Raw genomic sequence first — 11,626 nt, 5'->3', positions numbered from 1 at the left:
GCCCCGGCGCGCGGACCATCCCGGCGGATCAGGCGGGATGCGCCGCCTCAACCCGAACATCGCCAAACTGCGCCGCGACACTGTCGATCTGGCCCCGTGTGGCGCACAAACACGCCGCGGTGGAAATTGCATCTGCCAGGGCGGCGGATGGCGCAGACACCGTGATTTCACGCCAGTTTGACGGTGATGAAACACCGCTGCGCGGATCAAGGATATGCCCGACCTGCCCGGCAGCATCAAACGTGGTGCCCAGGGGGGCGGATGTGGCCAGCGCGCGCGCGGCAAGGGCAACTTCGCCCCCGGCGGCCAGTTTTACGGGCCAGGCGCGGCCATCCGGCTGTGTGCCGATCGCGCGAAATTCACCCGTATCAATCAGGATATTGCCCAGGCCCTCGGCGGTCAGCATCGTCGCCACCTGATCGGCAATATACCCTTGGGCGATCCCATTCAGGGTCAGCGCCATGCCCGGCCGCATCGCAATGGCGGTCGAGTCAACCGTGACCTTGCTCCAGCCGGTCAGGGCCTGCGCACGGGTCAAAGCATCGGGGTTTGGCAGTGCGCCCAAGGCGGATGCATCGCCGTAACACCGCCACAGCGGTTGAACCGTCGGGTCAAACCGCCCGTCGCTGGCGCGATACACTGCCGAAACAAGCGATAAACACTCAAGCAATTCAAAGGGCGGGGCGTTCAGCACGCCGGCGCGGTTCAATTCCATCAACGCACTGTCGGGGCGATACAGGCTGAATATATCCTCAAGGCGCGAAATTTCGCCCGCCACCCGGGCGCTGATTGCCTTTGCATCGGGATGGGCCAGGCGCAGCGTTGCGCGCGCGCCAAGGGCGACACCCTGCCAGGTGTAAACGGGTTGGGCCGCGGCAATCCCGGGATAGGCGAAAGCGGCGGCACTGATGGCAAGGAAACGGCGGCGTGTTGTCATGGTTCAATCTCCTGATGTGCGGGACAGCGCGCGCAGGCGTTGTTCAAATTCGGTATCGGTGTCGTCGCCATCCAAAACGACAGGGGCCAGAACCGCCGCGTCGGGGATATCGGCCATTTTCATCACCTCACCGCCGTTGGATTGGGCAAAGGCGGCGGCATCGGCAGGGTCGGAGAACGGCACCAGTTCCGGCGCGCCCATGCCACCCACCCGGCGCCCGCCGACCACATAAACCGCATCTTCGGCGGCAATCCAGTTGGTGATGCCGGGCTCTGACCATGTGGCACCCTCGGCCCCCATGTCATTGACCCAGACGGCCAAAACCTCGTGGCTTTGTTCGGGCATTCGCAAATAGGCGACGACATCGCGCACCTGACTGAAAAACAGGGGCATTTGCGGCAGGCCCGCCAGATGCGCCTGGGCCTTGGGGCCTTCATGTTCGAACAGGTTCATCTGGCAAAAATGCCCCACTGCCTCAATCGTCAGGGGCACGGCAGATGTGTCCTGCGTCGTCTCTTCCTTGCAGGCGGTCAGGGCAAACAGCGCCAGTATGGCCAACAGACGGATCATGGCTCGACCTTTCTGAAGGCCAGTGTGGCAAGGCCCAGCGCGACCAATGGCCATACCAGAACCGAGATCAGCGATTGCCACATCGGAATCGAAGCCGCCGCGCCACCAATCCCCGATGCGGCGGCCGTGGCCTGGGACGCGGTCAGGTTGAACAGGCGAAAAGCATCGGCAGGGTTGGCCAACAGCGCGGCGGGAAAGACCTGCGTCGTGAAAACGCCGCCATCATCGGCAACAACCGCCGCCAACAGCGCCAGATCGTATAGCACGACCAACCCCAACCACAGCCCGATTGCCAGACCCGCCGCACCCGACGCGCGCCGTGCCATCGACGACAGGGCATAACCAACCCCCAGAAACGTCGCCCCAAGCAGGGTCGATGTCCAGGTCAGCCGCCACAGCGCGCCAAACCCGGCCACCGCTGCGGGGTCACTGACCACGGCGATGGCAGCGGCAGCGCCGAAACCGGCAACAAGGGCAATCACCAAAATCGTCGTATGAGCCAGCAATTTACCGGCCAGAATTTCCCAGCGCGCGACAGGGTAAGTCAGCAAAAGCGGCAATGTGCCACGCTCCACCTCGCCCGCGACGGCATCAAACGACATCAGCAGGGCCACCAACGGCACCAGATACACCGCCAATGACGTCAGCGAGGCAACCGTGACCGACAGACGATCCACCCCAAGCCCGCCAACCGGGGCCGATCCCACCGCCGACAGGACAAGCGAAAACACCACCATCAATACCACCGCGATCAACACCCAACGGTTGCGCCGCGCGATATGGGATTCGGTGATGGCGGTGGCCAGAATACGGGCGATCATTGGCCGTCCCTCCGGCTGAAATGGCTATAGATATCTTCAAGGCTGGGTGGCACGACCTCGATATCGGCAACCTTTTCCTTCATCCCCGCGACCTTGGCGAGGGTGGCAAGTTTTTCCGACTGGCTGCAATTGATATGCAGCGCGCGCCCGACCCGAATGGCACCGGGCAACGCGGTCAGGATATCGGCGTCATAGCCATTATGGGCGGTGATATGCATGGCCACCGGCAGAGCGGCCTCGCGGCGCAGATCGGGCAAGGTGCCCCTGGCCACCATCCGCCCGCCCGACAGGATCAACAACCGGTCGGTGCGTGCCTCAACCTCGGTCAGGGCGTGGCTTGACAGCAGGATCGCCGCGCCATCGGCGGCAAGCGCATCCAGAAGTTCGTAAAAATCGCGCCGCGACACCGGGTCAAGACCGCTGGTCGGTTCGTCAAGCACCAAAAGGCTGGGACGCCCGATCAGGGTTTGCGCCAGGCCGACGCGTTGGCGCATCCCTTTGGAATAAGTGCCGATCCGGCGTTTTGCCGCGTGCCCCAGGCCCACCTTGTCCAGCAGCGCCGTGGCGCCCGACGGGTTTTCACCGCGCAGGCGCATGTAATGGGTGATCTGTTCCAACCCGGTCAGGGCGGAATGAAACGTCGCGTTTTCCGGCAGATAGGCCACCTTGGTGCGCGCAATCGCATCGCCCGGGGCGGCGCCACACACGCTTACCTTGCCGCTGTCTGCCGCGATCAGGCCCAGGATCACCTTCATCAGGGTGGATTTGCCCGCGCCATTATGGCCCAGCAACGCCACCCGTTCACCGGGCGCCACCTCCAACGAGACATCGGACAAGGCTTTGACGCCTCCGAATGCCTTAGTGAGATGAGAGATCGTTAATGTCGAAGTCATCAGGTTCGCTTTCATTCCACCGCGTGGCCGCTTCGGCCTCCATGGCGAGGTATTGGGTTGGCACGTCTATGGTGGGTGCGATCATCAGGGGCGCACTGTCCACCACCCCACCGGGCAGCGTGGCCGGAAAGCTGGATTGTGCCCAGCGGATCAATTGCACCACCGGCGCGCCGGTCAAAAGGGCGGCGGCGGGTTGCGACCACAGAATGTGATCCATCAAATCATTAGGGCGAAACGCGCTGTCGGCAATGCCGTCACCGCCCAGATCAAAACTGGAATGATCCGACCAGTAATTGCCGCGCCCCTCAAAGCTCCACTCGATATCGCGGGTGCCGACATATTTCACCTGCGTGCGATTGCCCAGAAAGGCATTGTTGGTCAACACGTTGCGTTCTGACCCGGCGGTGAAATGGATGCCGATATTGCAGCCCTCGAACCGGTTGTCATAAATCAGGTTCTTATGGGCGTTATAGATGAACGTACACCGATCCGCCCCGCCGCGCACCAGATTGCCGGACACATCCGCGTTATTGGCAAAGTTCAACATCACGCCGTGACTGCGGTCAGACAGGCTCAGGTTGTCTTTTACCACCACCTTGTTGGAAAACATGATCGCATAGCCCAGGTGATTGCCGATGGACACATTGCCCGACACTTCGGAATCGTTGGTATACATGTAATGTACGGCAAAGCGCAGATCACGAAACAGGTTGCCCCGATACGTGCCCTTGCGCGAGGCGTTGGAAAAAATACCGTCGCGGCCCCAGCGCACACTGTTGTTTTCAACCACGGTGCCGGGGGAATTCCACACATAAATTCCATTGCCGCGGTCATTCATCCGCGGATTTCGGGTGCCTTCGATGGTATTGCCGCGCACCATGGCATCATGGCCCCCATGCACATCAATGCCATGCAGATTGCCCAGAACCCGGTTGTTTTCAACCAGGGCGCGGTCGGCTTTGCGCAAAATCTTGATACCTGAATCGGTGTCTTCGCTGTTCAGGCCCGATCCGGTAACGGTAAGGTTGGTGATTGTCACATCAGAGGCGTCAATCGTCACCACGGTGCCATCGCCCGCACCGTCGATGATCGCCTCGGGCGTACCGGTCAGGGTCAGCGGGCGGTCAATCACGATCGCGCCCAGATGGCTGCCCGGCTCAAGGATCAGCACATCGCCGGGGGCCGCCCCGGCGATGGCTTTGGCAAGCGTCCCCTGACCGGGTGCCACAGCCCGTTCACCCGCCCAGAGGGGCAGAGCAAAAATCACGGCAAACACGAAAGTCAGGGAACGCATCATCGTTTAGGCTGCCTTTGGCTCAACAAACATCCGGCCGCGCATCTCCATGTGAAGCGCGTGGCAGAACCACTGGCAATAGTACCAGAAGACGCCAGGCTGTGCCGCCACAAAGGTGACCGAAGCGGTTGCTTGCGGTGCCACTTCCATCGCGACGCCATGGTTGCCCATGGTGAACCCGTGGGTCAGATCGTCGATGTCATCCAGGTTGGTCACGATGATCGTCACTTCGTCGCCCTGCTGCACCGTGAACTTTTCAATCGAAAAGCTGGGCGCGTTGGCCGACATATAGACGCGCACCTTGTTGCCGTCGCGGATGATTTCCTCTTGCCAGTCGTCCAGATCGACGCCATCGGCCTCGGCCTGTTTGCGGGTTTCGGCCCACATCGGATCGTTGCGATCCCAGACCGATTTCGGGTTCACCTTGCTGGGGTCCACGAGAATTGCATCGTGGGGTTCGGCAAAGGTGGGGCCGTCGTGGATCAGGGTCATCTTGTCGCCGTCGATCGCGAACAACTGTTCGTTTTCGGGCTTGAGCGGTCCGACATTGAGGAACCGGTCCTTGGAGAACTTGTTCATCGTCAGATAGTACTTGCCGCTTGCCTCCAGGGTTTCACCCATCACGGTCGAGTTGTGGCCGGGCTGGTAATGCACGTCCTGCTTGGAGATGATCGGATCGACATCTTCGCCGTTATACAGCTGGATCGCCTTTTCAATGTCCCACATCACCACCTGGCTGTCGAGGAACAGTGTCGTGAACGCACGGCCCTGACCATCAAAGCAGGTGTGAAGCGGCCCAAGACCCAGTTCCGGCTCGGCCACCACAACGCTGCGCGGCTCGGCTTCGTCGGCGAACACCGCGTCCAGTTTGCGCACGTCGATCACCGACACGGTGGGCGACAGTTTGCCCGCGATGCACAGGTGAATCTTGTCGGGTGCCATGTTGCAGCCGTGCGGGTTGTTCGGAATCGGGATATAGCGGGTGTATTTCTTGTTCTGGCCCTTGCGCCCGTCGATCACCTTGACGCCGTTCAGCTCAATGTAATCGCCCGCTTCGATGCCCTTTTCGATTTCCTTGATGTTGAAGACAACAACATGGTCCATGTCGGCCTCGGTCATATCGGCCAGGGTCATGCCCATTTCCGAGTTGTACGAGGTCGAGAAGGCATATTTGCCGTCATAATCGCAATCGGTGTTATCCAGGTTGCCGGTGACCATCACCTGCCACGCCACCGTCATTTCGTCGGCATTCACGGCAGTGTAGAAGTTTACATACTTTTCCGGCTCGTCCAGGATTTTGCCATCGTTGACCATTGGCACTTCGTCTTCGCCATTACAGAAGACATAGTTGGTGCGGGGCCATTTTTGCGGACGCAGACCGTGGATCGCCTTGGCGTTGGGGATCTCGATGATCTTGTCGCATTTCATCACGTCACAACGTACGCGGGCAACACGGGTGTTGGCCTTGTCGTTCATGAACAGGAACCGACCGTCATAGGTGCCTTCGGTGAAGGACATGTGCGGGTGGTGCAAATCGCCGTTTGGCGGGAACTCATGACCATTGGCCGCCAGATATTCCTTGGTCTTGGGCAGCAGGCCCTCGGTCAGGATTTTCTTGGATTCGTTGGAGATCCCCCAACCGGTGGCCGAACAGGTGTTGAATACCGGAATACGCATCAGTTCGCGCATCGACGGAACACCCAGGATCCGCATTTCGCCGCACTGACCCGAAGACCAGAAGCCATAGTATTCGTCCAACTGGCCCGGCCCGACCTCGGCACCGGCAGCAGCGCGTGCGCTGGTGGCCGTGGCAAGGGTGGCACCGGCAACGGCACCGCCAGCCAACATGGCGCGTCCGCCCCAGGCGCCGGCCAACGCGGCGCTACCGGCCGTCGCAGCCAAAAGGCTCCTGCGGGAAATCGGTAGTTTTTTGTCCTCTGACATAACGTATCCTTTCAGTTGATACTTTGTGGTTTTGGTTGGTTTGGATGACCCATCGCAGCGCGGCCAAGATCAGGCACAGCGCCAACTTTTTCGCGCCGTTTCAGTTTTCTGATGACAACGGGGCATTGGGTTTCCGATTGGTACAACACCTGACAATGCAGACAGTCGATGCATTCGTTCGGGTTGATTTCGCCGGTCGGGTGAATCGCCTGAACCGGGCATTGGTGGGCGCAGGTCTGACAGGGGTTGCCACATTCCTTATAGCGCTTGAGCCAGTCAAACATCCGCAACCGCGCCGGTATCGCAAGTGCGGCACCCAGCGGGCAAAGATAGCGGCAGAAGAACCGTTCAACGAACAAACCGGCAATCAACAGCGCCGCAACATAGGCCACAAACGGCCAGGCGCGTACGAAATTCAGGATGATCGCGGTCTTGAACGGTTCGACCTCGGCCAGATGCTCGGCCTGTTCAATACTGACAAGCGAGACGCCGAACAGGCCCAGAAAGATCATGTACTTCAGCGGCCACAGCCGTTCATGCAGGCCCCAGGGCAGCGTCCATTGCGGAATGCGCAGCGCCCGCGCCACCTGATTCAACAACTCTTGCAAGGCGCCGAACGGGCACAGCCAGCCGCAATAGGCCCCCCGCCCCCAAAACAACAGCGCCGCCGCCACCGCAAACCACAGAATGAACGTCAGCGGATCAAGCAGGAACGCCTGCCAGCTAAAGCCGGACACAAGCGAGCCGAACAGCGCCATCAGGTTCACCACCGACAATTGCGCGTTCGAAATCCAGCCCAGATAAACCAGCACAACGGTCAGATATCCGATCCGGAACCAATAGAACCAACGCTCGTTGCGCACTGCAAAGCTTTGGAAAAAGAACACGCCGGTCAGGATGGTCAGCATCACCACCAGCACCGCGATTTCAACCTTTTTGCCGGCCCAGATCCGTTTCCACAATGCCTGTTGCGCGTCTGTTTCGCTTTGCGCTGCGGCGGCCACAGCGGCGCCTGACGCCTCGGGTGCGGCCGCGGGGGCCACGGCGCGGATGTATTGCGGCGGCAGCTGATAACCCAAATCAAAGGTGGTAAACACCTTTTCAATCGCGCCCACCTCACGCTGCACCAAAAGTTGAATGCGGAACGGTTTGGTCGGGTCAAATCCGCTGTCGGCGGGAATCTTGAACAGGTCGGCCTCGGCAAAAACCGGCGCGCCGTCGGCGGCGATTGTGTTGATCCGTTTGTGCATCCGGTCACGGAACCGCACCGATATATCATCCTGGATCAGGAAAATACGGTCGAAAATCCCACCGCGCACATAGCCAGACCCCTTGAACGAATACAGCCCGCGCCCGACGATGGCGACAGCATGATCGCCCTCGTCCAGCCAATCATTCAGGTTGTCGTTGACCGCCTCGCCCAGAATCGCCCGCCCGATGGCCGGATGCGACACCAGGGCCGCCTGCATTTCGATAAAGGTGGTTTCGGGGGCTTCGGTCAGGGCGCGCTGACCTGCGCGTTCGTCTTCCATCGCGGCAAAGGCGGCATTCACCTGCCCCACATCCAACGACAGACGGCGCAAGGTGCCGTCGCCCTCAAGGGTCATCCAATCATCCGATGCTTCGGCGTCTGGGTTGATTTCAAATTGCGGACCGGCATCGGGGGCCTCAACCGCCAGACCGCCCAGCCCCAGCTGGCGCGCCACCTTCAGACCGGCACGCACGATGGAATCGTCAATCACCATAATGGTAACGGTGGCGCCCGAGATGATATCAAGCTGGTGCGCGGTGCCGCCAGATTCCGCCTCGGCCACCAGATCAAGCCCGCGATAATTGGCAACCAGCGCTTTGACCTTGCTGTCGGGAATGCCGATCAGAACAATCGGTTCAGAGTGTTTGACCAGCTCGACGCCGATCACCTGTGCCGCGTCATCAATCGCCACCATGGTGTGAATCGGTTTGCCCGAATACCCGGTGGTCGACACAAAATCCGACGTGACATAGGCCCAGCCGATCCTCTCACCGCCCCTGAGCACCTGAACCACCGGTATATCCGGGTGCACCGCGCCAAAGCCATCGGCGCCCTCGACCAGCTCACTTGCCACAACATCCGGCAGCAGAGCCGACAGCACGCTTTGCGCCGCAACCGGAAGCCCCGACAGAAGCAATGTCGCGACAAATACCATGATTTTAAGGGGGGAAAGAAGGGTTTTCATGCGTCGGCGTCCTTAGAGAGAGGTCGCCCGTCGCTGCGCGTCTTATGACCGGCAAGAGCCTGATCATGTGCGATCAGCCCGGTCACCGTAAACAAAGAGACATGCCCGGCAGGGGGGCCGCGCGGCGAGGGGTGGGTATTTCGTTTATTCAGGTGGGGCGTATCGGAAAGGGGCAGATCCGCCTTTTCGCTGGAAAGAACAAGGGCCTGAATCGCTCCGGGGGTCACACAGAGCTGCGCCATGGCGGCCTGACAGCATGTCAGACATTCGGCACAGTCTGCGGCCGGTTCGACAAGGTTGCCATCGGCATCGACATAGACGGTCGTCGCGCCTGCATTGGCGCAAATCTCAATCGCAAAGACCGCGCCACCGCCATCGGCTTTGGCCATGTCAGCGGGGCCATAGAATGCAAGGCACACCCCAAGGACCAGACTGAACAATATGGAAATTGCGTTCTTCATGAAGACACACATGCCCCGTGATCAAAGCCCACGCTTTGATCTAGAACAAATTCTGACCGGTCTGCCAAGCTTTGTGGTGAATTTAATACCTGCATGACCCAACGCCCGCCGTTTTCAGAGTCTGCGCAGCAGTCTGGCATCAAAGCATAGGCCAGAAGAGCAGGTTGAAACATTTCAGTCACGTCCAGACGAATAAGCATTGCGCCCTGCCTAACCTCAGGCGCGGGGCCGAACGTTGTGCCAGCTTAACCTTTTTGCGGATCATTGTGTGCCTCTGACCACTGGTCGTTCTGGCGCATTGGCCTTATCACTGGGAGACAATTGGAAATTGGAACAAAGCCTTGCATAAACTGGATGAAAGCCTGCTGTCGCCGCTGCCACCGTTTCGCCAACTGCAAAAACCGCAGATCAGGGCGATTCTCGATCAGGCGACAAGCCACAGGTTTGACTCCAACGTATCCGTATTCGAACAATCCGCCCCGGCGCGCCGGTTTTTTCTGCTGCTTGATGGCACGGTGCGGGTGGTCAAGATCACCCCGAACGGTGAACAGGTCACGTTCCTGCATATTCCATCGGGACAGCTGTTTGGCATTGCCCAGGCCTTGGGGCGCGATACCTATCCGGCCACCGCAATCGCCGCCTGTGAAATTCTGGCGTTGTCTTGGCCCACATCATTGTGGCGCGAATTTGTTACTGATTATCAGGGGTTTGCCACGGAAACTTACAAGGTTGTCGGGGATCGTGTCGATGAAATGAATACCCGTATCGTTGAAATGTCGACACAGCACGTCGAACAACGCATTGCCCGCGCGCTGCTGCGGTTGGTCAACCAATCGGGGCGACGCACCGAAGATGGCATCGAAATCAGCTTTCCGATAACCCGTAAGGATGTGTCGGAAATGGCCGGCACAACGCTGCAAACAGTCAGCCGCCTGCTGAGCGGATGGGAAAAAGACGGCCTGATCACCAGCCAGCGCAAGAAGATCATCATCTGCGATCCACACCGGCTGACGGTTTTGGGCGATCTCTGATTACAGACGGATCACATCGTGGATTTCAGCGCGAAACGCCTGTTCATCCAGCCCGTATTCCTGACAGGCATCAACCACGGTGTGAAACGAATTCACCATACAGCCGACACATAACATCTTGTGACGCAGAAACACGGCAATCGTTTCTGGCCAGTTCGACATCAACATGTCCAGGGTCATATCGGGATCTTCGAGTTTTGGCGTTTTCACAGGTTTCACTCCTCCATCATCCGGTGTTTATAAGGCCCACCGCCGCAAGGGACGTTGCGTAAGCGCAAACTTGGACACGGCACAGGCCACAAACGAAAGGCGCGCTCTTGCTGAAATTGCAATCATTCGGGCCGGCCGTGGCGCGCACCTCACCGCTTGAGGCGGCGCGCGCCGGTCTTGGCGCATTTCTGGGGTTGGGAATGGTGGGGCTGTTTGTTCTGTCGCCCACGGTCGATCTGCGGCTAGGGCTGTATCTGATCGCCCCGTTCGGCGCGAGCGCGGTGTTGCTGTTTGCCGTGCCCAACAGCCCGCTGGCACAGCCCTGGTCAGCGATTGTCGGCAATACGGTTGCCGCAGTTGTGGCCGTGGCCGTGTGCCTGACGGTCGGTGATCCGGTCTTGCGCATTGCGCTGGCGGTCAGCCTGGCGATTGCGGCAACGATTTTGTGCCGGGCGCTGCACCCGCCCGCCGGGGCGATCGCCATGACCGCGGCAATGAGCCCGGATGCGATGCGCGATCTTGGGTTCATGTTTGCCCTGACGCCGGTGGCCCTGGGCACCGTGATTCTGGTTGGGGTTGCGATGATTTACAGCCGCCTGACCGGGCGGCATTATCCGTTTCGCCAGTTTGACGATCCAAACACCCACGGCACCCAAGACCCCGAACCCACCGAACGCCTTGGCCTGTCAGAGGAAGAGCTGACCGCGATTCTTGATAAATATCGACAGTCCTTCAACCTTGGTGTTGAAGATCTTGCCCGTCTTATCGGTGCTGCCGAACTTCAGGCCGCGACACACCGCACCGGGCCGGTCACTGCCGCCGATATCATGTCGCGCGCCCTGATTACCGTGAAACCGGATGCACGGCTTTCACATATCGCCGATCTTTTCCTTCGCCACCGGTTTACCGCCCTACCCGTGGTGGACGATGAACAACGGTTTTTGGGCGTTATCTTTCAGTTTCATCTGATCGACCATGCCCGCCAGGATGCCGCGCGCCTGCGTCAAAGGTTTGGCCCGGCCCTGCGGCACCTTTTGAATCGCAACACCACAGCCCGCGCCGCCGATATCATGAACACCGACAGCCCCCGCGCCATTGCCGAAACATCGCTGACCGCGCTGCTGCCGCTCATGGCCGAAGGCGATGTCGATGCCGTGCCGGTGTTGGCAGAGGACAGGATTATCGGGATCGTGACGCGCACCGATCTGATCAGCGCGCTGGCCCGGGTCAGTCTGCAATAGGGTGGCTG

11 protein-coding genes are annotated in these 11,626 nt (G+C 59.8%); 2 read left to right on the top strand and 9 right to left on the bottom strand.

The features are described 5' to 3' along the window. Nucleotides 1-28: 28 nt before the first annotated feature. Genes C8265_RS05680 through C8265_RS05645 form a run of 8 tightly spaced genes read right to left on the bottom strand, consistent with a single transcriptional unit; the run spans nucleotide 29 to nucleotide 9,136 of the window. Nucleotides 29-937, bottom strand: a complete 909-nt coding sequence (locus C8265_RS05680) for an FAD:protein FMN transferase (RefSeq protein WP_108483047.1) — start codon at nucleotides 935-937, stop codon at nucleotides 29-31. A 3-nt stretch (nucleotides 938-940) separates the two neighbouring features. After that, nucleotides 941-1,504 (bottom strand): nitrous oxide reductase accessory protein NosL, encoded by a 564-nt coding sequence (locus C8265_RS05675; protein WP_420818848.1) that lies wholly within the window; start codon nucleotides 1,502-1,504, stop codon nucleotides 941-943. Continuing rightward, on the bottom strand, nucleotides 1,504-2,328 hold the full coding sequence (locus tag C8265_RS05670) for an ABC transporter permease (protein WP_108483045.1): 825 nt from the start codon (nucleotides 2,326-2,328) through the stop codon (nucleotides 1,504-1,506). Before C8265_RS05670 ends, C8265_RS05675 begins: the two co-directional genes overlap by 1 nt. Further along, on the bottom strand, nucleotides 2,325-3,221 hold the full coding sequence (locus C8265_RS05665; protein ID WP_108483044.1) for an ABC transporter ATP-binding protein: 897 nt from the start codon (nucleotides 3,219-3,221) through the stop codon (nucleotides 2,325-2,327). The genes C8265_RS05670 and C8265_RS05665 overlap by 4 nt, the downstream gene beginning before the upstream one ends. After that, nucleotides 3,187-4,518 carry a nitrous oxide reductase family maturation protein NosD gene (locus C8265_RS05660; protein ID WP_108483043.1) on the bottom strand — a complete coding sequence of 444 codons (1,332 nt, stop codon included), beginning with the start codon at nucleotides 4,516-4,518 and terminating at the stop codon, nucleotides 3,187-3,189. Before C8265_RS05660 ends, C8265_RS05665 begins: the two co-directional genes overlap by 35 nt. Nucleotides 4,519-4,521: 3 nt before the next feature. Continuing rightward, nucleotides 4,522-6,459 (bottom strand): TAT-dependent nitrous-oxide reductase, encoded by a 1,938-nt coding sequence (gene nosZ / locus C8265_RS05655; RefSeq protein ID WP_108483042.1) that lies wholly within the window; start codon nucleotides 6,457-6,459, stop codon nucleotides 4,522-4,524. Nucleotides 6,460-6,470: 11 nt separating this feature from the next. Then, on the bottom strand, nucleotides 6,471-8,675 hold the full coding sequence (locus tag C8265_RS05650) for a NosR/NirI family protein (RefSeq protein WP_108483041.1): 2,205 nt from the start codon (nucleotides 8,673-8,675) through the stop codon (nucleotides 6,471-6,473). Continuing rightward, a complete protein-coding gene (locus C8265_RS05645; protein ID WP_126623145.1) occupies nucleotides 8,672-9,136 on the bottom strand; it encodes a hypothetical protein in 465 nt (154 codons plus the stop codon). The genes C8265_RS05650 and C8265_RS05645 overlap by 4 nt, the downstream gene beginning before the upstream one ends. 341 nt (nucleotides 9,137-9,477) lie before the next feature. Here C8265_RS05645 and C8265_RS05640 point away from each other — a divergent pair, with 341 nt between their 5' ends. After that, the gene (locus C8265_RS05640; RefSeq protein ID WP_108483039.1) at nucleotides 9,478-10,167 is read left to right on the top strand and encodes a Crp/Fnr family transcriptional regulator; all 690 of its coding nucleotides are present in this window, start codon (nucleotides 9,478-9,480) and stop codon (nucleotides 10,165-10,167) included. Here the strand turns inward: C8265_RS05640 and C8265_RS05635 are convergent, their stop codons facing one another. Then, nucleotides 10,168-10,377 carry a DUF1858 domain-containing protein gene (locus tag C8265_RS05635; protein ID WP_240610992.1) on the bottom strand — a complete coding sequence of 70 codons (210 nt, stop codon included), beginning with the start codon at nucleotides 10,375-10,377 and terminating at the stop codon, nucleotides 10,168-10,170. Between the two features lie 107 nt (nucleotides 10,378-10,484). Here C8265_RS05635 and C8265_RS05630 point away from each other — a divergent pair, with 107 nt between their 5' ends. Beyond that, a complete protein-coding gene (locus tag C8265_RS05630; RefSeq protein ID WP_108483038.1) occupies nucleotides 10,485-11,618 on the top strand; it encodes an HPP family protein in 1,134 nt (377 codons plus the stop codon). Nucleotides 11,619-11,626: the final 8 nt, after the last annotated feature.

The sequence above is a fragment of the Oceaniglobus ichthyenteri genome (genome assembly GCF_003057885.1).
Taxonomy (GTDB): Bacteria; Pseudomonadota; Alphaproteobacteria; order Rhodobacterales; family Rhodobacteraceae; genus Oceaniglobus; species Oceaniglobus ichthyenteri.
Note: the sequence above shows the minus strand (reverse complement) of the source record. Positions and strands in the feature narration are given on the sequence as shown.